Annotated in this window: 20 protein-coding genes and 3 tRNA genes; 8 read left to right on the top strand and 15 right to left on the bottom strand. The window is 55.0% G+C overall.

Annotated features, from left to right (window positions below):
* Positions 1-135: 135 nt before the first annotated feature.
* The 4 genes from ABJT94_RS10705 (at position 136) to ABJT94_RS10690 (ending at position 3,786) form a co-directional block, all read left to right on the top strand.
* Positions 136-369, top strand: coding sequence for a DUF2970 domain-containing protein (locus ABJT94_RS10705; RefSeq protein WP_348475354.1), 234 nt, complete (start codon positions 136-138; stop codon positions 367-369).
* A gap of 536 nt (positions 370-905) precedes the next feature.
* Entirely contained in the window at positions 906-2,567 is a 1,662-nt protein-coding gene (locus ABJT94_RS10700; RefSeq protein ID WP_348475355.1) for a nitrite/sulfite reductase, read from the top strand.
* Complete coding sequence (locus ABJT94_RS10695; RefSeq protein ID WP_348475356.1) at positions 2,551-3,033, top strand: DUF934 domain-containing protein; 483 nt, start codon at positions 2,551-2,553, stop codon at positions 3,031-3,033. Before ABJT94_RS10700 ends, ABJT94_RS10695 begins: the two co-directional genes overlap by 17 nt.
* Before the next feature lie 195 nt (positions 3,034-3,228).
* On the top strand, positions 3,229-3,786 hold the full coding sequence (locus tag ABJT94_RS10690) for a SulA-like leucine-rich domain-containing protein (protein WP_348475357.1): 558 nt from the start codon (positions 3,229-3,231) through the stop codon (positions 3,784-3,786).
* A gap of 101 nt (positions 3,787-3,887) precedes the next feature.
* On the opposite strand, the gene ABJT94_RS10685 is transcribed toward ABJT94_RS10690, so the two are convergent.
* From ABJT94_RS10685 to ABJT94_RS10650, 8 genes are all read right to left on the bottom strand, one after another.
* Positions 3,888-3,975: transfer RNA gene (locus ABJT94_RS10685), tRNA-Leu, on the bottom strand.
* A gap of 88 nt (positions 3,976-4,063) precedes the next feature.
* Positions 4,064-4,137 (bottom strand) — tRNA-Cys (locus ABJT94_RS10680).
* Positions 4,138-4,236: 99 nt separating this feature from the next.
* Positions 4,237-4,311, bottom strand: a tRNA-Gly gene (locus ABJT94_RS10675).
* A 296-nt stretch (positions 4,312-4,607) separates the two neighbouring features.
* Positions 4,608-5,177, bottom strand: coding sequence for a CDP-diacylglycerol--glycerol-3-phosphate 3-phosphatidyltransferase (gene pgsA, locus ABJT94_RS10670; RefSeq protein WP_348475359.1), 570 nt, complete (start codon positions 5,175-5,177; stop codon positions 4,608-4,610).
* A gap of 143 nt (positions 5,178-5,320) precedes the next feature.
* Entirely contained in the window at positions 5,321-7,153 is a 1,833-nt protein-coding gene (uvrC, locus tag ABJT94_RS10665) for an excinuclease ABC subunit UvrC (protein ID WP_348475360.1), read from the bottom strand.
* Positions 7,154-7,161: 8 nt separating this feature from the next.
* Entirely contained in the window at positions 7,162-7,806 is a 645-nt protein-coding gene (gene uvrY / locus ABJT94_RS10660; RefSeq protein ID WP_213677983.1) for a UvrY/SirA/GacA family response regulator transcription factor, read from the bottom strand.
* A gap of 250 nt (positions 7,807-8,056) precedes the next feature.
* The gene (locus tag ABJT94_RS10655; protein WP_348475361.1) at positions 8,057-9,457 is read right to left on the bottom strand and encodes a PhoH family protein; all 1,401 of its coding nucleotides are present in this window, start codon (positions 9,455-9,457) and stop codon (positions 8,057-8,059) included.
* Between the two features lie 262 nt (positions 9,458-9,719).
* A complete protein-coding gene (locus ABJT94_RS10650; protein WP_348475362.1) occupies positions 9,720-10,664 on the bottom strand; it encodes a DegV family protein in 945 nt (314 codons plus the stop codon).
* Between the two features lie 238 nt (positions 10,665-10,902).
* Between ABJT94_RS10650 and ABJT94_RS10645 the strand changes: the two genes are divergently transcribed.
* Positions 10,903-12,279 (top strand): anthranilate synthase component I family protein, encoded by a 1,377-nt coding sequence (locus ABJT94_RS10645; protein WP_348475363.1) that lies wholly within the window; start codon positions 10,903-10,905, stop codon positions 12,277-12,279.
* Here ABJT94_RS10645 and thrH read toward each other — a convergent pair.
* Positions 12,268-12,885 carry a bifunctional phosphoserine phosphatase/homoserine phosphotransferase ThrH gene (thrH, locus tag ABJT94_RS10640; RefSeq protein WP_213677987.1) on the bottom strand — a complete coding sequence of 206 codons (618 nt, stop codon included), beginning with the start codon at positions 12,883-12,885 and terminating at the stop codon, positions 12,268-12,270. The genes ABJT94_RS10645 and thrH overlap by 12 nt on opposite strands.
* 312 nt (positions 12,886-13,197) lie before the next feature.
* Here thrH and ABJT94_RS10635 point away from each other — a divergent pair, with 312 nt between their 5' ends.
* The gene (locus ABJT94_RS10635) at positions 13,198-13,929 is read left to right on the top strand and encodes a phosphoadenylyl-sulfate reductase (RefSeq protein ID WP_348475364.1); all 732 of its coding nucleotides are present in this window, start codon (positions 13,198-13,200) and stop codon (positions 13,927-13,929) included.
* Positions 13,930-13,955: 26 nt separating this feature from the next.
* On the opposite strand, the gene cysB is transcribed toward ABJT94_RS10635, so the two are convergent.
* Both cysB and ABJT94_RS10625 read right to left on the bottom strand, forming a co-directional pair.
* A complete protein-coding gene (gene cysB / locus ABJT94_RS10630; RefSeq protein ID WP_348475365.1) occupies positions 13,956-14,930 on the bottom strand; it encodes an HTH-type transcriptional regulator CysB in 975 nt (324 codons plus the stop codon).
* 221 nt (positions 14,931-15,151) lie between these two features.
* Entirely contained in the window at positions 15,152-15,601 is a 450-nt protein-coding gene (locus tag ABJT94_RS10625; RefSeq protein ID WP_348475366.1) for a hypothetical protein, read from the bottom strand.
* A 153-nt stretch (positions 15,602-15,754) separates the two neighbouring features.
* On the opposite strand from ABJT94_RS10625, the gene ABJT94_RS10620 reads away from it, so the two are divergent.
* Positions 15,755-16,825: a 3-deoxy-7-phosphoheptulonate synthase gene (locus ABJT94_RS10620; protein WP_348475367.1), complete on the top strand. Its 1,071-nt coding sequence runs from the start codon at positions 15,755-15,757 to the stop codon at positions 16,823-16,825.
* Between the two features lie 55 nt (positions 16,826-16,880).
* On the opposite strand, the gene ABJT94_RS10615 is transcribed toward ABJT94_RS10620, so the two are convergent.
* Positions 16,881-17,750, bottom strand: a complete 870-nt coding sequence (locus ABJT94_RS10615; RefSeq protein WP_348475368.1) for an alpha/beta fold hydrolase — start codon at positions 17,748-17,750, stop codon at positions 16,881-16,883.
* A gap of 73 nt (positions 17,751-17,823) precedes the next feature.
* On the opposite strand from ABJT94_RS10615, the gene lexA reads away from it, so the two are divergent.
* Entirely contained in the window at positions 17,824-18,429 is a 606-nt protein-coding gene (lexA, locus tag ABJT94_RS10610) for a transcriptional repressor LexA (protein WP_348475369.1), read from the top strand.
* 33 nt (positions 18,430-18,462) lie between these two features.
* Here lexA and dnaQ read toward each other — a convergent pair whose 3' ends face one another.
* From dnaQ to ABJT94_RS10595, 3 genes are all read right to left on the bottom strand, one after another.
* Complete coding sequence (dnaQ, locus tag ABJT94_RS10605; RefSeq protein WP_348475370.1) at positions 18,463-19,200, bottom strand: DNA polymerase III subunit epsilon; 738 nt, start codon at positions 19,198-19,200, stop codon at positions 18,463-18,465.
* A 62-nt stretch (positions 19,201-19,262) separates the two neighbouring features.
* Entirely contained in the window at positions 19,263-19,727 is a 465-nt protein-coding gene (rnhA, locus tag ABJT94_RS10600) for a ribonuclease HI (RefSeq protein WP_348475371.1), read from the bottom strand.
* Positions 19,717-20,454: a methyltransferase domain-containing protein gene (locus ABJT94_RS10595; RefSeq protein WP_348475372.1), complete on the bottom strand. Its 738-nt coding sequence runs from the start codon at positions 20,452-20,454 to the stop codon at positions 19,717-19,719. Before ABJT94_RS10595 ends, rnhA begins: the two co-directional genes overlap by 11 nt.
* Positions 20,455-20,482 lie beyond the last annotated feature (28 nt).

The following is a 20,482-nucleotide window of genomic DNA, read 5'->3' as shown; positions in this document are numbered from 1 at the left end:
ACCGGGCGTATTCTCTAGTAAACGACACCCCCTTTCACCCTGCCGGCCACCGTTTTGCGGGGCTTTGTCGCATTGCAGGATGCAGGGTCGCATTTATGAAATCTATTTGATAATACTGAAGTGAGAGACTGTATCATGTCCGGTAAGACAGGTTCGACTGCTAATGACACCGAAAATCGTGCCAGCAAACCGCGATGGTCGAAGTTACTGATTAGCCTGCTGGCTGGGCTGGTGGGTGTGCAGAGCGACAAAAATCGCGTCAGCGACTTTTCATCGGGCAGTATCTGGCCCTTTATCATCGGTGGCATCCTGTTCACCGTGTTGTTTGTGTTCAGCCTGATTGGGCTGGTTACCTTGCTGGCACCCTAAGCAGTCTGCCGGCAAGCCACCTGCAAAAAAGGCCCTTTTCAGGGCCTCAGCGGCGTTACCTTGTGCAGCGCAAAGGTGCTATCAGGTTGCAGTTGCAACCCAGTAAACCGCTGCAACCACAACGGTAGTGACGATAATAACAGCCGCGATGGCATCCGCCTGAGCATCCGTCATGCCTGATTTCTTGGTTGTTGCCATAATTAAATTCCCCTTTTTGTTCTTTTTGTGAGCATGTCTTTAGTGTGGCAGCATCCATTATTCTGGTATGCCGAAGATAGGGTTATAACATCCTGTCGCGCTGTCTTTGCAGCCTATCGACCCTAAGCGACCATTCCGGCAGATAGTCGTTTCCGGGCCGCAGCTAGCACGTTTGGACCAGAATGCTATTTACGCGAGCCATTTAATCGTCTATTGGACGCCGGTTCAAGCCGTCTCATATAACGGTATAGCATAAAATTATGAAATATAAATTGTTTATGGAATAAGAGGCTTTCTCTATAGTGTCAGCCAACACCCTCATTGGATAGGCGGACTGCATGTACCTGTACGATTCGTTCGACCAGAAAGTGGTCGATGAACGCGTTGCTCAGTTTAGAGAGCAAACTGAGCGTTACCTCGACGGCAAAATCGCCGATGACGAGTTCCTGCCGCTGCGCCTGCAAAATGGCCTGTATATCCAGCGCCATGCGCCTATGCTGCGCATCGCCATTCCCTATGGCTTGCTGTCTTCCAGGCAGCTCTATCGCCTGGCCGACCTGACCGAACAGTACGATAAGGGCTATGCCCATTTCACGACGCGCCAGAACGTCCAGTTCAACTGGCCTGCTCTGGAAGACGTACCCGACATCCTGGCGGGCCTGGCCGAGGTGCAGATGCACGCCATTCAAACCTCGGGCAACTGCATTCGCAACACCACTACCGACCAATTCGCCGGAGTGTTGCGGGATGAAATAGCCGACCCGCGCCCCTGGTGCGAGCTGATTCGACAATGGTCGACCCTGCACCCCGAGTTTGCCTTCCTGCCGCGCAAGTTCAAGATTGCCGTCAATGCCAGCCCGGATTCAGATCGGGCGGCCGTCCGCTTTCACGACATAGGCCTGGAACTGGTGCGAGACGAAGCCGGTGATATCGGTTTCCGCGTATTTGTTGGTGGCGGCCTGGGCCGGACACCACTGGTGGGCCAGAACGTCCGCGACTTTCTGCCCGCCAAACATCTACTGACCTACCTCGACGCCATCTTGCGGGTCTACAACCTCAACGGTCGTCGTGACAACAAATTCAAGGCTCGCATCAAGATTCTGGTGAAAGCGCTTGGCGTAGACGCCTTCCGTGATCGGGTTGAGGCTGAATGGGCCAACCTGAAAGACGGCCCGGGCACGTTGACCAAGGCTGAAATCGAGCGCGTGGGCAAGCACTTCATTGACCCGGATTACGCCGAACTGAACAATGCCGATGCCTTGCTGACTGAACAGAAAGACGCCCACCCGGGCTTTAGCCGCTGGCTGGAACGCAATGTTACTGGCCACAAAAAACCGGGCTATGCGGCCGTTACCCTGTCACTCAAGAAAGTGGGCTATGCCCCGGGCGATTGCACCTCTGGCCAAATGCGCGCGGCCGCACAACTGGCCGATGCATTCTCACTGGGTGGATTGCGCGTCAGCCACGAACAAAACCTGATCCTGGCCGATGTGCGTCAGGATCAGCTGTTCGAACTCTGGGAAACCGCCAAACAACATGGCTTCGCCACCCCAACCATTGGCACCCTGACCGACGTAATCTGCTGCCCCGGTGGCGACTACTGCGCACTGGCCAATGCCAAGTCCATCCCGATTGCCGAGGCGATTCAGGCTCAGTTTGATGATCTGGATTATCTGTTTGATCTGGGCGACATCGATCTGAACATTTCTGGCTGCATGAACGCCTGTGGTCATCACCACATTGGCAATATCGGCATTCTCGGCGTGGATAAAAAAGGCGAAGAGTTCTACCAGGTATCGCTCGGTGGCGACTCCGGGCTAAATGCCCGGGTTGGCAAGATCCTCGGGCCGTCGTTCAAGGCAGACGAAGTGCCCGCCGTGGTCGACAAGGTCATACAGGTCTATGTTGACAACCGCCGCCCCGACGAAGCCTTTATCGATACCGTAGACCGAATTGGCATCGAGCCGTTCAAGGAGCGTGTTTATGCAAAATCTCATTAAAGACGGCCAGCGCCAGGACGACCCCTGGACACTCGTTGAAGACGACGCGCCCATACCAGCCGAGGGCCCGATCATACTTCCTTTGGCTCACTATCGGGCTCTAAAGGCCGAATGGGACGCTTCCGACCGCGACATCGGTGTCTGGCTGAACGATGAGCAGATGGCGGAGGACGTAACTGACAGCCTGGACAGGCTGGCAGTGATTGCACTGCGTTTTCCCAAGTTTGCCGATGGCCGGGGCTTCTCCAAAGCCCGCTTGCTACGTGAGCGCTATGGCTATTCCGGTGAGCTTCGCGCCATTGGCGACTTTTTGCCGGATCAGGTGTTTTATATGGGTCGCTGCGGCCTCAACGCCTTTGCCTGCCGAACCGAGGACGAAGCGTCGATCGCGCTGGCTCTGCTGGCGCCGTTCAGTGTTCGTTACCAGGGCGGAACTGACGGCACACCTTTGTTCGAACATCGCTGACGCGCTTTCCTGACGTCTCACCAGCTTCCCCGACCAGGCCCTCTCAGCAGGGCCTTTTATTTGCCTTGCCAGCCAGAAATTCAGCCCATGCCTGTCGCAAAGACACCAACTCGATCACAAAAAAAGTTGACGACACCCTGATCACTGTATATAACTACAGTTACTGTATAGATGAACAGTAATCAGGAGGCCGTCATGTCCGCAACCGCACAGATCACTCAGACCGAAATCGACCGCAATACTCCCGTCTGGCGTAACCGCGCAACGAGGCCACAACCACAACACGGTCGGGCAGCTGCTGACGCGCTGACAATGAGCACGCTGACTGAAGTCTTCTGCCAGGCCGAAGGGTTGCAGCAACTGCATCTGCTGGTCCCTGTGCTGGCCCAATTGAGCCAGAAAAAACAGTGGATTACCTTCATCGCCCCGCCCTGCCTGCCGAATGAACGCGCCCTAGCTCGTGCTGGCGTTGATACCCGCAAGGTTCAGATCATTCATACCCGCACCATCAGAGATTACTGGAAGACACTGGACGACGTACTGCACAACGGACAGAGCAGCGCCGTATTGTGCTGGCCTCCGCAGGGCGAATACAACGATGCCAGGCGCGCACAGATGAAACAGACGGGTGACAGCAGTGATACGCTGGTGTTCGTCTTTCGGCCGTTCGGCAAAACGCGCTCCGAGGCTGTAAACGACACCGACAAGGCAGCCACGCCCAACGATGAACGCCAACTGGCCCTGGCATTCTGATACCACTGGCGAACTTAAAGCAGTTTATTAAGAAAGTGGATTGAAAAGGATGTATAGAAGGGCTGGAAAAGCTGAAGGTTAGTAAGCGCTATGGCTGAAACTGGTGCCCGGAGCCGGAATCGAACCGGCACGGCCGCAATGGCCGAGGGATTTTAAGTCCCTTGTGTCTACCAATTTCACCATCCGGGCGAATCGAGGACTGTCTCGGTGCGGTCACGATGCCGCGGATACTGCAGAACCCTGACAAGGGCTATATAGCCACTTCCGAATGAGGAAATGGAGGCTGGAGTCGGAATCGAACCGGCGTACACGGAGTTGCAGTCCGCTGCATGACCACTCTGCCATCCAGCCTTTACAGGCTTGCTCTTTGGAAGAGCCTTTCTATTTGGAGCGGGAAACGAGATTCAACTGGCCGGCATCCCGGTCGTGACCCTCGGGTCGCGCTTCAATTGGAGCGGGAAACGAGATTCGAACTCGCGACCCCAACCTTGGCAAGGTTGTGCTCTACCACTGAGCTATTCCCGCTTTACAACTCACTACCAATGGTAATGCACCAACACTGTCCGGTTGACTGAGGCTTCTACGAAGCCTGAACTCGCGAGACTGCGCGTCCCGCCCCAACCTCGGACAAGGTTGTGCTCTACCACTGAGCTATTCCCGCTTTACTGCTTCGTTCATCTGGTGCTGGAAGTACGGCCCCAACCCCAATCAACGAGCGCGCATTCTAAGCATTCGTTTATGGGGCGTCAATTATTTTTCTTTACAATTTAGGCACTTAGCTGACTTTTACGCCGCGACACCGCTGCGGCTCAGATGAACGCTCAGGTTTCGGGTCGTAATTCCGGCCAGGCGGCTCGCAAATATACGATCATGGACCAGAGGGTCAACACAGCAGATACCTGAAGTGCCAGCAGGCCGAGGTTGGCCAGCCATTCTGCTGACAGCGCCGTGCGCATGGCAGGATCCTGAGTCAGCAGGATAACGATGGCAACCATTTGCAAAGTGGTTTTCACCTTGCCCAGCATGTTAACCGCAACACTGGCACGCTTGCCCAGCTCTGCCATCCACTCGCGCAATGCGGAAATAACGATCTCCCGGCCAATAATCACAACTGCCGGAACGGTCATCCAGATGCTGCTGTGGCTTTCCACCAGCACCACCAAAGCCGCAGCGACGATCAGTTTATCGGCCACCGGATCGAGGAAGGCGCCGAAGGGGGTCATTTGGCCCAATTTGCGAGCCAGATAGCCGTCCACCCAATCCGTTATGGCTGCTGCTGTGAAAATAACGGCGGCCAGCAGAAACGACCAGCTTGGCGGCAGGTAGTAGACGACAACGACGACAGGAATCATCAGAATCCTGAACAGCGTTAAGATATTCGGTATGTTCATAGCCTTCCTTTAATGGTGCGGACCAGCAAGGTCCGCTTTGCGTCCAACGGGCGGAAGGATTCCAGCTTTGTTCCATACTGTAAACCATTGCATGGCCCGGACGGGTACTTTTTCACAGTCGTTTCATGCTGCCCGATGCCGGGTCAACGGCTGTGCAGAAATTCATAGATCGATTCTGCCAGCGCCCGGGACACCCCTTTCACCCGGGCTATTTCCTCCTGACTGGCGGCTTTGACGCCCTGCGCACTGCCAAAATGGCGAATCAGCGCTTTGCGACGCCCCGGACCCACATTGGGAATTTCATCCAGTAGCGACCCGACTCGGGCCTTGCTACGCCGGGCGCGGTGGCTGGTAATAGCAAAGCGGTGCGCTTCATCCCGAATATGTTGAATGAGGTGCAGGGCCGGGGCATGGTTTGGTAACTGAATAACCTGGTCCGGTGTTTCAAAAAACAGTGTCTCCAGCCCTGGCTTTCGGGTTTCCCCCTTGGCCACACCCAGCAGGGGTATCGACACACCCAGCTCATCCATGACCTCTCTTGCCATTTTCATCTGGCCTTTGCCGCCGTCAACAATCAACAGATCGGGCAGTTTGGCTTCTTCCTTTTGCAAGCGGCTGTAACGCCGCTCAATCGCCTGGGACATAGCGGCATAGTCGTCACCCGCGGTCACCCCTTCAATGTTGAATTTGCGATACAGGCTCTTGTTTGGGCCGTTTTGATCGAAAACAACGCAGGATGCTGTGGTGGCCTCACCGGAACTGTGAGAAATGTCAAAACACTCGATGCGCTCAGGCATCTCCTCCAGTTCCAGCGCCAACTGCAAGGCTTCGAAACGCTGCACAACCTGCTGGCGATGGCTGATGCGCTGCTGCAATTGTTCCCGGGCATTGGTCTGAGCCAGTTCCAGCCAGCGGGCATTGCGTCCGCGCACCGAACTGCTCAGCGTAATCTTGCGGCCAAAGTGTTCGCAAAGCGCTGTTTCCAGCCAGTCTTTATCGGTCACCGGAACATTCAACACCACACTCTGCGGGCAATCATCGTGAGTGCGGCCAAAATAATACTGACCCAGAAAACTGAGCATGATGGTGGCCGGCTCTTCTTCGATGCCGGGCTTGGGAAAATAGCTTTGGCTGCCGAGCAGACGGCCCTGACGAATCATCAGGTAGTGCACACAGAGGCCAAGGTCACCGGATTCCAGCGCAAAGACATCGACGTCACCCCGGTCGCTGGAGACGTACTGCTGCTCCTGAACTTTGCGTAACACCAGCAATTGGTCGCGCACTTCGGCGGCGTTTTCAAAGTCCAGCTCGGCGGCAGAGGTGTCCATTTCCAGTTCCAGTGTCTGAATCAACGTTTGATTCTTACCCTGCAGGAAGGCCCGGGTTTTCTCAAGGTCGGCCTGATACTCTTCTTCACTGACAAACCCGACACAGGGCGCCTTGCAGCGTTTGATCTGGTATTGCAGACAGGGCCGTTGCCGATTGGTGAAGACACTGTCCTTGCACTGACGCACCTTGAACGCTTTCTGCAAAATCGCCAGAGATTCGCGCACTGCACTGGCATTGGGAAAAGGGCCAAAATACTCGGACTTGCCGCGTCGGGCACCCCGATGAACATAGAGCCCAGGCGATTCATGCTCGGTCGTCAGACGGATATAGGGGTAGGATTTGTCGTCTATCAGCAAAATATTATAAGGCGGTTTGTGCTGCTTGATCAGGGTTTGCTCAAGCAGCAGTGCCTCGGTTTCGCTATGGGTAACGGTGGTATCGATGCGCTGAATACGCGCCACCAGTGCCAGGGTCTTGTTGGTTAACCCGCGGCTGCGAAAATAGCTCGAAACCCGGTTTTTCAGGTTCTTGGCTTTGCCTACATAAAGCAGCTGGCCGTCGGTATCGTACATGCGATACACACCAGGCCGGGCTGTCAGATGTTTGAGGTAGGCTTTGTGGTCAAAGGGGTGCGTTGTCTCTGGCATAGCCAGGATTATACCATCTCGTTGGGTTCCAGGATGCCATGACGAATGGCCAGATGCGTCAGTTCCACATCACTGGAGATGCTGAGCTTGTCGAAAATCCGATAGCGATAGGTGTTCACCGTCTTTGGGCTCAGGCATAACTTGTCGGAAATTTCCTGAACCTTCTTGCAGGAGCAGATCATCGTGGCAATCTGCATTTCCCGGTCAGACAGCTCCGAGAAAGGCGACCCCCCTGCCCCAACGTTTTGCAGCGCCAGTTTTTGAGCCACATTGGGTGCCAGATATTTCTGTCCTGCAACCACAGTGCGCACGGCCAGCACCATCTCTTCGGACGAGGCGCCTTTAGTCAGGTAACCTGCCGCTCCGGCCTGCAACAGGCGCGCAGGAAACGGATCGTCGCCACAGGCGGTCACGGCAATAATGCGAATATCCGGAAACTGACGGTGAATCTTGCGGGTGGCTTCAATGCCCCCGATGCCGGGCATGCGAACGTCCATCATGATGACATCCGGCTCATGTTCCTTGGCAAGACGAATAGCGTCTTCGCCGCTGGCGCCTTCTTTGATGACTTCAATGCCATCAGCGTCGCCCAGCAACCGGACCAGTCCCATCCGCACTAGATCATGATCGTCTACCACGATTACCTGGATCACGCACCCACCTCAATCGTTAACTGCACTTCTCATCCTGAGGTTTTGTCCGTCCTGGGAAAAAGATACCGTCGAATGGCTCTGAAGGCCGGTGACAGCAGAGAGGAACCGGCTTTGACGCAGAATACAGACCACCGGAATGCCAGCTCACCCACAGTGGCCCATAATACGGCTCAACCCCATCGGAGAAAAGCACTATGTCACTTTTTCGTCAACCCACTGACCCGGGTTAACGACCTTTACACCCTACCCACTACAAATGCGATTCCGCGTACGCCGCCAGTCGACTGCGCGCAACACCCTCAAGCGTAATGGAGCCACCGTGCTCGAACCCCTTGAACCGCTCACTCATGTAGGTCAGCCCTGAACTGGTTGGCCCAAGGTAGGGGGTATCGATCTGAGCGAGGTTCCCCAGGCACACTACCTTGGTACCCTGCCCCGCCCTGGTAATGATCGTCTTGATCTGGTGTGGGGTCAGATTCTGGGCTTCGTCGACAATCATGAAGCTTTGCTGGAAGCTGCGTCCACGGACAAAATTCAGGCTCTTGAATTGTATGGGCACCTTGGCGCCCACAAAATCCTGACTGCTGCCCGGATCAAAATCCTCCGCATGCAGCGCTTCAAGGTTATCGGTAAAGGCCCCCAGCCAGGGCTGCATTTTCTCGGTTTCGGTTCCCGGTAAAAAGCCGATGTCTTCATCCAGACCACGCGTACTGCGTGTCGCGATGATGCGCTTGTACTGCTTGGTTTCCATCGTCTGCTCAAGGGCACAGGCCAGCGCCAACATGGTTTTGCCACTACCGGCAGCCCCATTGAGCGCGACCAGATCGATTTCGGGATCGAACAACAGATACATGGCCATGGCCTGAAACAAATCACGCGGGACCATCCCCCAGGCTTTCTGACGCATCAGCACCCCGGTGTTGAGCATCTCTATCGACACCTGAGCGTCATCCACCCGGTGAATACGGCCAACAAATTCTTTCTGATCGTAAAAAAACTGATTGGCATAAAACGGTTCGTGCAGTACTTCCGCCAAAACCTTCTTATCGATCACATGGTAACGTTCACCTCGAATATTTTGGGGAGCAACGGCTTCAATCTGCTCCCAGAAACTGCCCTCCAGGGCATGGTAGCCGGTGGTGAGGCTGTCTATATCGGAAATCAGCTGGTCGTTATGGTAGTCCTCCGATTGCAGGCCGCTGCCTCTGGCCTTGAGGCGCATATTGATGTCTTTGGTAACCAGCACCACCTCAGCTTCCTGATGCTGGGTTTGCAAAGCCAGTAAATCGTTGATGATGCGATTGTCGTTGCTGTGTGCCGGCAGGATAGACGCCGAGGGATCCCTGGGCATCATGATACTGAGCGTACCCACACTTTGCTGGGTGTGCTGGCGTTCAATACCGACTCCCTCCATGATTTGCTGGGGTGTGGCTCCCCCTAGAATGGCGTCGATGGTACGCACAGACTGGCGAGCATCGGCTGCCAGAGCCGTGCTGCCAACTTTGAGTTTATCGAGTTCTTCCAGCACCACCATGGGCACCAGAACCTGGTGTTCTTCAAAGTTAAAAACTGCATTGGGGTCGTGGATCAGGACGTTAGTATCTAGGGCGTAGATTTTCGGGTTGGAACCTTCACGAGCAGATGCGTGCATAACCTCTCCTGGTCGGGACAGCGGAGCAAGCAGGGTTGCTCCGGCGCGACAGCCATTCTGGTGACCTGGCTGCCCAGACGATATCTGACTGAACAAACGACTTCCCGGCGGGCCTGAACACCCGGCAACCAAGCCTGGCCTGGAGGCACCGGACCGGTTTGAGCGAGCGAGTTCTCCTTTCAGTTGGCACAGTTTCAGAATAGGTGACCCGAGTCTGGTTGTCTCCCCCTGTTTTACTCAACGAATGAAAAGATCAGGACGGCTAGCCGTCAAACTCATGATCTTCGGCGGCAAAAGCCACACAGATACTGCCCGGACCGACATTCAGCCCGCCAGTCAGTCCCATCACACAACTGAGCACTGTCACGCCCTTACTGGCAGCCGTGCTATGTAATGCCTTATAGCCTTCATGATTCTCCAGACCAGAAAGATCGCCGGCAATCGACACCACCACATAAGGTGTCAGCAAGCCGTGCTCTACCTGGCGAATGGTGTAGCGCAGTAACCGGTCGACGCTGGCGTCAAATCCCCGCCCTTTGGCAACCGGAAACGTATCATCACCCCGCGCAGACAGTATCGGTACAATATCAAGCGATTTAGCCACCAGAGCCGTGAGCATGCCAACACTTTCATCGCCTTTTTTGCGTGCCCGCTCGCGAATGTAGTACACATCGGGAGCGACCAGGTAGGCATAGATTCGCTGGCGCATGGCATCGGCCAGTTTGAGAATCTCGTTCTTTGCTTTGCCGCGTTCTATCATGTCGCTGGTGAAAGCAGCCAGCACACCCTGCCCACAAAACAGGGTCCCAGAGTTCATGACCCTCATACCAAAATTTCCGTCGCGTCCGGCTGCTTCACGAACATCGTGATAACTGCGCAAAATGGCGTGTGAAGCCTTGGTGGCGTTGTCATATATCGGACTGCGTTTCCGACTCACGGTTTGCACCAGTGCAAAGTCGTACTCGGTCACCAGCTCATCCAGAAACAGCCGTTCAATTTGTTCACTGCTGTAGGGGATGGATTCGGCATCGTGGTTACGACCAAGCCTGTCCTGGGCATAGAAGTCGGTCAGTTTTTGAGCATCCTTGACATCCGTGTAAGTCTGATCGTCAACCCGAATGGCGATAGGCAACAATTTAATGTTGCGGTCATCGATAAAACTTGGCGGCAAATCGCAGGCCGCATCGATAACGAGAACGGTGCTCATGGTTCACTCCTGATGTGATTTTTTATTATTGAGTGCGTTGTACTGTCTACCGTAAAGATGGTGCTCTCCTTATGTGAACCCGGTCAACTTTCAGTGTTCGGGGGGTGTCGAATCTGTCCCCTTTTTACCCGGTAACCGATTCATTACAGAAGAAATTTCACTAAACCTGCCCCATGGCAGGACTTTCAGCACAATATCGCTAGAATAGCGCCGGCTCATTTACCAAGAAGTGAACACCTTGCAGCGTCTGGAACTCCCCTACACAGCGACCGCCCGCCCTTACTTTGCGACCCTGGCGAATGAAGTTGGGGCCATCTGGTTTCATTCCGGCAATCCCGCCCGGGAAGGCCACCGCTGGGAGTGGTGTTCGGCCTGGCCGGAAACCCGATACCGGATGCTCGACAATCGGCAGGTTGAGTGTGAGCAACAGGGTCAGACAACATTGATTGACGTCCCTGATTTTTTGAGTTGGCTGGCCGCCCGCCAGCCCAACCCCGTGACCGGGTATGACTTGCCCTTTTCGTCAGGCCTGGCCGGACATCTCAACTACGAGGCCGGGTATTCGCTGCACGGCCTGACCAGCCGCCACCCTAGCCCAACCTGCCTGGCCAGTATTGACCGCTATGAGTGGAGCCTGGTGTTAGATCATCAGCAACAGCGCGCGTTTCTGTGCATGTCAGAGCACCTTTCCGAACTGCTGAGACAGCGGGTTATGGTCTGGTATGAGACCGTTCGAAGACGGCCCCCAACCCCTGAAGTCCCACCCCCTATTGAGTCCCTCGCATGGCGCTCGGGCATGAGCCGAGAAACCTATCAGCAGCACTTCGCAGCACTTAAGGAATACATCCTCGCGGGCGACATTTACCAGGCCAACCTCACTCGACCCTGGTACGCAGACGTAGAGCCCGGGGTTTCCGACTGGTCGATTTACAGTCACCTGATCGACCGGATTCAGGCCCCTTACGCCGTTTACCATCGCGCCGCTGATCACACACTAATGAGTGTGTCACCAGAGCGATTTATCACCATCGACCAGGGGCACATCATAACGCAACCCATCAAAGGCACTCGTCCCAGAGGGGCATCGCCGGACGAAGATCAGCGTTTGTCGCAGGCACTGGAACACAGCGAAAAAGACCGGGCTGAAAACCTGATGATTGTCGACTTGCTGCGCAACGACATTTCCCGCAATGCCCGGGTAGGCAGCGTAAAAGTACCGGAACTGTGTAAGCCGGTAGCATTCAGCAATGTGCATCATCTGGTCAGCACCATCACCGCAGACCTGGCAACTGGCTCGACTCCGCTGGACGTGCTGCGCGACGCTTTCCCTGGCGGATCCATTACCGGCGCACCAAAACGCCGGGCAATGGAGATCATCGATGAACTGGAGGTGTGCGCACGCGGCCCCTATTGCGGCACTGCATTCTGGCTCAGTGACAGCGGGTCCTTTGACAGCAACATCCTGATCCGGTCACTACTGAGAACGCCTGGCCAATTGACGTGCTCAGGTGGTGGTGGCATCGTCGCCGACAGTATCGCCGACGATGAATACGAGGAAAGCGCCACCAAGGTGGCGCATATTCTTAATGCACTGGGGACGGTTTCAGGCGGGTAGAACCCGGTTGCTCGCCTGCAAAAAGGCCGCTTTCAGATTGTCGTAGCCGGTCACAGCCGGAAACTGCGGGAACTCGGCAATCACATTAGCGGGCGCATTAAACAGAATGCCCGCATCGGCCTCGCCCAGCATGGTGGTGTCGTTGTAGGAGTCGCCTGCGGCAATGCACCGGAAATTCAGTCCATGAAACGCTTTGATCGAGGCTCGCTTCGGATCGGGCTGACGTAAGACGTAATCCAGCACCTTGCCCTGGCCATCGACTTCAAGCCGATGACAGAACAATGTCGGGTAACCCAACTGGCGCATCAGAGGGGCCGCGAATTCGTAAAAGGTATCCGACAGAATGACTACCTGAAACCGCTCACGAAGCCAATCAACAAACTCCCTGGCTCCGGGCAGCGGCTCAAGCTCTGCGATCACCGCCTGAATCTCGTTCAGACCCAGATTATGATCGTCCAGTATCTGCAAGCGTTGCTTCATCAGTACATCGTAATCAGGAATATCCCGGGTAGTCGCCTTCAGGGCATCAATACCGGTTTTTTCCGCAAAGGCAATCCAGATTTCAGGGATCAGAACCCCTTCCAGGTCAAGGCAGGCTAATTCCACAGTTGGCTCATCCTAATGGTGGGAAACATTGCAGCCGTTAACGTTACTGGGCTGACAAAAAGAAGGCAACGCCATTAAGTGAATCGCAGTATTGCCAGATAGGCCACAGTACCTGAGCTTTTCTCCCAGTTGATCAAAAAGTGTTCCACAGCTAAGGCTCCACGTGGAACCGTTCCACGGAAACTCACGCGCCTGCTAACGCCCTGTCCCGGCGCATAGATCCAACTACATAACCTTATGATATGCGGTTATTTAACGAAACCCGCGCAAGCTGGTAGAGTCGCCGCTTCACCGTGACTGCCGTGCCTCATCATGAATCTGACTGAACTGAATCTGGAACTTTCCGGGCTATCGCCCCGCGACATTCTCAAACGTGCGCTCGACACGCACGAACACATCGCCTTGTCGTTCAGCGGCGCGGAAGACGTTGTGCTGGTTCACATGCTAAGCAAGCTGACCCAGTCCCCACGGGTATTTACCCTGGATACCGGCCGTCTGCATCCGGAGACTTATCGGTTTATTGATCAGATCCGCAATCACTACAATCTGCCGATTGAGCTCTATTCACCGCAACCAGAGCCACTGCAAACCCTGGTTCGTGAAAAGGGCTTGTTCAGTTTCTATCAGGATGGGCACCAGGAGTGCTGCGGCATTCGGAAAATTGAGCCGCTTGAGCGCGCACTCAGCGGTCTTGACGCCTGGATTACCGGGCAACGGAAAGACCAAAGCCCTAGCACCCGGGCCGAAGTCCCTCATGTACAGCGCGACGACCGCTTTACCGGTCGTGCCGAGCAACTGTACAAATACAATCCACTGGCGAACTGGACGTCAGCGGAAGTCTGGAACTACATCAGAATGATGGAAATCCCCTTCAACAGTCTGCATGAACGCGGCTTTATCAGCATTGGTTGTGAACCCTGCACACGCCCGGTACTGCCAGGGCAGCACGAACGGGAAGGTCGCTGGTGGTGGGAAGAAGCCACCCAGAAAGAGTGCGGTTTGCACGCTGGCGGAAAACCCGGTGCACTGCCATTTACCGGTTGATTGACTGCGGCCGGTCGCTGAACCGGCTAGTAGGTTGGCAACTGAGTGTGTTGAAACAACTCATCCAATTCGTGCCGGCTCGTTGTAGCCATCGCCTCGTCGACAACCGACTTGTTCAGGTGGGGCGCAAAGCGCTCGATGAACCGGTACATAAAGCCGCGAATGAAGGTGCCCTTTCGGATGCCTATTTTAGTGATGCTGGCCTCAAACAGGTGGCTGGCGTCCAGGCTGACCAGGTCCCGGTCCTGCTCCGGATCGATGGCCATATGCGCCAGTATACCGACACCCAACCCCAATCTGACGTACGTTTTGATCACATCGGCGTCGGCGGCGGTAAAGACGACTTTGGGTGTCAGGCCACGTTCAAGAAAGGCTTCATCCAGTTTTGAACGGCCGGTAAAACCAAAGACATATGTAACAATCGGAAAAGCCGCCACGTCTTCAAGCGTGATCTGGGTGCGTTTTGCCAGCGGGTGTTCCCGGGGAACGACGATGGAGCGATTCCAGCGATAGCAAGGCATCATCACCAGGTCCGAGAAATGTTCCATCCCCTCGGTCGCAATGGCCAGATCAACGGTTCCGTCAGCCGCCATCTCGGCAATCTGCACCGGCGTTCCCTGATGCATGTGCAACGACACATCGGGAAAGTCGCGTATAAAGCTGTCAATTACCTGCGGCAAGGCGTAACGCGCTTGTGTGTGGGTGGTGGCCAGACTCAGACTGCCCTGGCGGTCGTCGCTGTGCTCCTGCGCGATCTGCTTGATCGAGTCGACCTTGCGCAGAATTTCACCGGCAACCTTTAACACCGCCTCTCCGGCGGGCGTGATGCGGGTCAGGTGCTTTCCGGAGCGGGCGAAAATTTCAATGCCGAGTTCGTCTTCAAGGAGCCTGATCTGCTTGCTGATGCCAGGCTGGGAGGTATAAAGAACCTGTGCCGTTGCCGATACGTTTAAATCGTGATGAGCTACTTCCCAGATGTATCTCAATTGCTGCAACTTCATAGTGCTCCCCTTTGCCTGTTCAGTGCAGTTCCGGAACGATCGCCCGGCGCTTTTTTGTTGTCGGTCTGTACTGGACAGCGGCCGCCACCCGGCTCGCTGCGTTTCACTATACACACTGCACAATTTCTATCAGGTTATATAAAGATGATCAATTATTCATTTTTAGCATAATCTCTTTACCGGCCCTTTAGCCGGTCATCACCAGCACACTTGCCTACACCTCAACCCCAAAACATGTTTCCGTAGTTCTGCAATCGATACTCCAGTATTAGGCGATTAACCGCTGAAACATCGCATCGGGCATAAATGTCGTCGCGCTCCCGCCCCTCCAGGGTTAAATCCAGAAACACGGTGTGCACCTGCAATTCGGTGTTGTACCGTGAAGAGCGCTGGTCGAAGCTCGACTGCAACAACTCCCGGCCAAGTTGCCGCGCCACCCGTTGCCGGCAAATCTCCACGGCCAACTGCACACTGACCTGCGCACGCCCAACGGGCACAACCGGCTTACCTGTCAGCCGATCCCAGACCGTTCGCCGATATTCACCTTCACCGGCTGCCATCTCTTCCAGTGCAATCCCCATTACAGCTGCAAACACAACAATGACGACGAAACCACCGAGCAATCCGGACCAGGGCTTTTGATTTTTCTTACTTTTTGAACGAGAGACCACCAAGCTGTATCCTTTTCTTTACGGGTTGTATTTTATTCTTTACTTACTTATCATTCCTGCAGGTTCAGGCCAACCCCGACGGGGCTTACAACCGTTAGCGGCCTGGCGACACCCAATATGAATCGAGCCATTAACGAGAGCCCTAGCGTTATCATGCAAGCATTAGCGAACTTAAACGTAGAAAGCCAGGAAATTCTGCTCACGCCAGATGCCCTGAAAGCCGACATTCCGGTCACAGAAGAAGCCGCTGCCGTTATCAATGCCGGTCGCGATGCCGTACGCGCCATACTGGATAGAACCGATCCGCGCGTCATCGTAGTCATCGGCCCCTGCTCAATACACGACCCGGTACTGGCCATTGACTACGCCAAACGCCTCAAGGCGTTAAGCGAAGAAGTCAGCGAATCCATGCTGATTGTCATGCGGGTTTACTTCGAAAAACCCCGCACAACCACTGGCTGGAAAGGCCTGATCAATGACCCTTACCTGAACGACTCCTTTAAAATTGAAGACGGTCTTCACATTGGTCGCAAGTTACTGATGGACATTGCCCACCTCGGTCTGCCGACAGCCACAGAAGCACTGGACCCGATTTCCCCGCAGTACCTGCAAGACCTGATCAGCTGGTCTGCTGTGGGCGCACGAACGACTGAAAGCCAGACACACCGTGAAATGGCCAGCGGCCTGTCTTCAGCGGTTGGTTTCAAGAACGGCACCGACGGCAGCCTTGATGTTGCCATCAATGCGCTCAAGTCCGTGTCGTCACCACACCGGTTCCTGGGTATCAATCAGGAAGGACAGGTTGCCATCATCCACACCAAGGGCAATGCCTACGGCCATGTTGTGCTGCGCGGCGGTAACGGCAAACCGAATTACGATTCAGTCAGTGTTGCCCAGTGTGAAGCCACGTTGCGCAAGGCGGGTGTTCCGACCAACATTATGGTCGACTGCTCGCACGCAAACTCCAATAAAGACCACGCGCTGCAACCCCTGGTTGCCGACAACGTTGCCAATCAGATACTTGAGGGCAATCAGTCGATCATCGGTTTAATGATTGAAAGCAATCTGGAAGAGGGAAATCAGAGCATTCCGGACGATCTGTCACAGCTGAAACCCGGTGTCTCCGTAACCGATGCCTGTATTGGCTGGTCTGCTACCGAGAACTTACTGCGATCCATGCATGCCAAGCTGAAGAATGTACTGCCGGGTCGAACAGGCGCCTGACGGAACCCATCACCGGCGTCCGGAGATCGAATCCGTACGCCGGTTAGCACCAGGGCTAACGCGGCTGTTCCTGCACTATCGGCTTGTGGGTCGGACTGATTGAGGCCATCAATGTTAGCCAGTCCCGGGCACCAGCGCCGGTAATCACTCGTGACGGATCCAACCCCAGACGCCTTAAACCGGAATCAGGTTTCTGTGACGAAAGAACCCAGTAAAGACGGGATTCCACGGCTTTTAACCGGGGCTTCATCAGTTCCCGATCGTAGCCGCGCCAGCGTCCAAACCAACCCTGACGACGCAGCATCTGCCGGAATAGCGTAGCGGGTTCGATTTCTTCCCGCCCCTCCTTTCGATGCCAGCGCCGTAAACCAAGCCTGATTCTATACCAGGCTTTGACGCCTGGAATCCAGAATACCCGGCGCGGCCAGACCGGCGATGCGTCCAACAATACAACATTGGCTGTGTACTGTATTACGGCTGCATGCTGCAACACCATCTCACAACCGTAACCCTGGCTAACCAGAGTAGGTAGCTGCGCTGTTTTCTCTTCTATAAAACGGATAACCGGCGGCAAATCAAATTCAGCCATCGCATCAAGTGTATTGAGGGTTGGCCTTTGATTGCGGGAAGACAAACCATGTCCGCGCCAGTCCATAAGCCAGACATCATACCCCGCACGCACCAATGCACCGGCTACTCCACCGATCCCGTAATCGAGCCATTGCCAGTGGTTGGAGAAGGCATCATGCACCAGCAAAACCGGGTGACCCCGCGACACCTGTTCCGAATGCAACCGAACCAGCGCAATCTCCACCGTATTGTCGGTACTGGTATTGGGTTTCAGCGAATAGACATCTTCATAAATGCCTTCTTTGTACTCCGCGCTCAACAGAGCAACCGGGAAGTATTGACTGCTACTTTTCAAACCAGAGAATCCTTTACAGCGATCACAGGCTGTATATAATCACAGCTACTGTATATAAAAACAGGGCGACATTATGTTTAAACTGACGGCTCGTCAACAACAAGTTCTCGACCTCGTGAAAGACCACATGCTGGAAACGGGCTACCCTCCTACCCGTGCGGAAATCGCCAGCCAACTGGGCTTCCGTTCTCCCAACGCCGCTGAAGAACACCTCAAGGCGCTGGCCCGCAAGGGCGCCATCGAGATCATCCCCGGCGCATCGCGCGGCATTCGCCTTCCCGAGGAACCCGAGTCAGGCCTGCCAGTTATCGGGCGGGTTGCAGCAGGCGAACCCATACTGGCACAGGAACAGATAGAAGAATTCCTGAGCCTTCCCTCTACCCTGTTCAGCCCCAAGGCAGATTTTCTATTGCAGGTTCAGGGGCTGAGCATGAAGAATATGGGCATTCTCGAAGACGACCTCATCGCGGTCCATAAAACCGATCAGGTACGCAATGGCGATGTTGTCGTAGCCCGCGTAGGCGATGAAGTCACCGTCAAGCGCTATGAACGTGATGGGCAGACTGTCACGCTCTACCCGGAAAATGAAGACTTCGAACCTATCCGGGTTGATCTAACCCAGCAGGAGTTCGCCATTGAAGGCCTTTACGTAGGCGTGATTCGGCGCTCCCTGCACTGAACACGGCCCCTAGGGTAATGGACTGGCCAACCTTTAGTCACCAGGGGTTGCCAGTTCAAGCCATAATGGTGTCTTGCCCGCTGCTTTTTCTATAACTGCCATCATGTCGCGATGCGCATCCTGCTCTTCAGGTGTTGGTTGAACGCGCTTGAGAGGCTGGTTGGAGGCAATGACCGCACTGGCGTCAAAACTGACCTGCTCCGAACTTTTTTCTTCTTCGTCGTCCAGAATCAACGCAGTCTGACCGCCCGTCATCAGCAAATAGACGTCAGCCAGAATTTCCGAATCGAGCAAGGCGCCGTGCAAGGTACGGTGTGAATTGTCGATGCCATAGCGTTTGCATAACGCATCCAGTGATGCCTTGGCACCCGGGTGTTTTTCGCGGGCCAGCTTCAGCGTATCGAGTACGCCACACACGGCATTAAGTTGCCCAAACTGAGAGAACCCTTCATCGGCAAGCCGGTTGAACTCCATCTGCAGAAAGCCCATGTCGAAGGCTGAATTGTGTATGACCAGCTCGGCACCGTGAACGTAGTCCCAAAACTGCTGGGCAATGTCACGAAATTTGGGGGCATCCTTTACTTTGTCGTTATCAATACCATGGACCGCAACCACCTCGTCGGGAATGTCGCGCTCGGGGTTTATATAGTAATGAAAGTGACGACCGGTTAGCTTGCGATCCACCAGCTCGACACACCCGACTTCCACGATGCGATCGCCTTTATTGGGGCTTAAACCCGTGGTTTCCGTATCCAGTACAATCTGTCTCATGCTGTCAAAATTCTCATCGTGAAATAGGTTGAAACACACCATCCATCGCGTTGCAGCCTCACTCAGGCACGTACACTGCGATCGTCAATCCCCAGATTGGCCAGTGCGTCGGCCCGCTCGTTCCCCGGATGGCCCGCATGACCCTTTACCCAGTGCCAGTTCACCCGGTGGCGAGCGATGCTGTCGTCTAGCCGCTGCCATAAATCCCGGTTCTTGACGTCTTTTTTGGCCGATGTCTTCCAGCCATTCTTCTTCCAGCCATGTATCCATTCGGTAATGCCTTTGCGCACGTACTGGGAGTCGGTGTAAATGTCGACCTGGCAAGTGCGTTTCAGGGCTTCCAGGCCGGCAATGGCAGCCATCAGTTCCATTCGGTTATTGGTTGTCTGATCTTCACCGCCATAGAGCTCCTTGCGTTTCTCTCCGTATTGCATCAATACCCCCCAGCCACCCGGGCCAGGATTACCCCGGCAAGCACCGTCGGTGTAGAGCACGACGGCCTGGCCATTTTGTTCATTATTGCTCATGTTGTTTCCTGATGGTTCGGCCGGCCAACCCGGATTCGAGTATGGGCTTAGCGCGCCAGCGGGCACGGCCGTTAATTCGTCCCGGTACCTGTTTACAGCCGACCAGTAAATAGACCGAGCCAGTGACGGGCAACAGCGATTTTTGCAGCCGGCCAAGGAACCTCAGTTTCGAGAGCCAGGCCGGCCGGGAAAAGGGTGACATAAACCCGTGTTTTTCGGAGCGCTCCAGTTCAAAATTCAGCAACTGCATCCAGTCCGAAACCCGATTGCTGCTGATGAACCGACTGCGCCACAGACCGGCACGAGCCCGGCTGAACAAGGCACGAAGGCCCCAGGTGGAATAGGGATTAAAGCCAACGATCACCAGTATGCCACCAGGCCTTAAGGTCTGAGCCGCTTCACGCACTGCCTGGTATGGGTTATCGCACTGGTCCAGAGTGTGATGCATGATCAGTGCATCGAGACTCTCCGGTTCAAACGGCAAGGCTTCGGCATCGCCCCGAACACTCGGGCAAGGCGCCCGATTATCGAGTTGTGTCATTAATAGACCGCATCCGTACAGGCGGGGCTCAAACAGTGGCTTATGATAGCCGGAGTCCAACTGCACCAAGTGCGTACCAAAGCGGCCAGCCAGAGCCCGGGCGACCAGCTGTCGTTCGACTTCAATCAAACGAGCACCCATGGGGGTGTTGTACCAGTCGTGCAGGGCTGATTCCTGGACGGCCACGGACGGTGGCCCCGCTCGAAGCCACTGT

It is taken from the genome of Saccharospirillum sp. (assembly GCF_039982735.1).
GTDB lineage: Bacteria > Pseudomonadota > Gammaproteobacteria > Pseudomonadales > Natronospirillaceae > Saccharospirillum.
The sequence above is the reverse complement of the archived record's forward strand: the minus strand, read 5'-3'. Positions and strand labels throughout refer to the sequence as shown.

Bases quoted from the DNA above. Each gene is read 5' to 3' on its own strand.
- ABJT94_RS10705 (WP_348475354.1), top strand. From the start codon at position 136: ATGTCCGGTAAGACAGGTTCGACTGCTAATGACACCGAAAATCGTGCC.
- ABJT94_RS10700 (WP_348475355.1), top strand. From the start codon at position 906: ATGTACCTGTACGATTCGTTCGACCAGAAAGTGGTCGATGAACGCGTT.
- ABJT94_RS10695 (WP_348475356.1), top strand. From the start codon at position 2,551: ATGCAAAATCTCATTAAAGACGGCCAGCGCCAGGACGACCCCTGGACA.
- ABJT94_RS10690 (WP_348475357.1), top strand. From the start codon at position 3,229: ATGTCCGCAACCGCACAGATCACTCAGACCGAAATCGACCGCAATACT.
- pgsA (WP_348475359.1), bottom strand. From the start codon at position 5,177: ATGAACATACCGAATATCTTAACGCTGTTCAGGATTCTGATGATTCCT.
- uvrC (WP_348475360.1), bottom strand. From the start codon at position 7,153: ATGCCAGAGACAACGCACCCCTTTGACCACAAAGCCTACCTCAAACAT.
- ABJT94_RS10655 (WP_348475361.1), bottom strand. From the start codon at position 9,457: ATGCACGCATCTGCTCGTGAAGGTTCCAACCCGAAAATCTACGCCCTA.
- ABJT94_RS10650 (WP_348475362.1), bottom strand. From the start codon at position 10,664: ATGAGCACCGTTCTCGTTATCGATGCGGCCTGCGATTTGCCGCCAAGT.
- ABJT94_RS10635 (WP_348475364.1), top strand. From the start codon at position 13,198: ATGAATCTGACTGAACTGAATCTGGAACTTTCCGGGCTATCGCCCCGC.
- cysB (WP_348475365.1), bottom strand. From the start codon at position 14,930: ATGAAGTTGCAGCAATTGAGATACATCTGGGAAGTAGCTCATCACGAT.
- ABJT94_RS10620 (WP_348475367.1), top strand. From the start codon at position 15,755: ATGCAAGCATTAGCGAACTTAAACGTAGAAAGCCAGGAAATTCTGCTC.
- lexA (WP_348475369.1), top strand. From the start codon at position 17,824: ATGTTTAAACTGACGGCTCGTCAACAACAAGTTCTCGACCTCGTGAAA.
- dnaQ (WP_348475370.1), bottom strand. From the start codon at position 19,200: ATGAGACAGATTGTACTGGATACGGAAACCACGGGTTTAAGCCCCAAT.
- rnhA (WP_348475371.1), bottom strand. From the start codon at position 19,727: ATGAGCAATAATGAACAAAATGGCCAGGCCGTCGTGCTCTACACCGAC.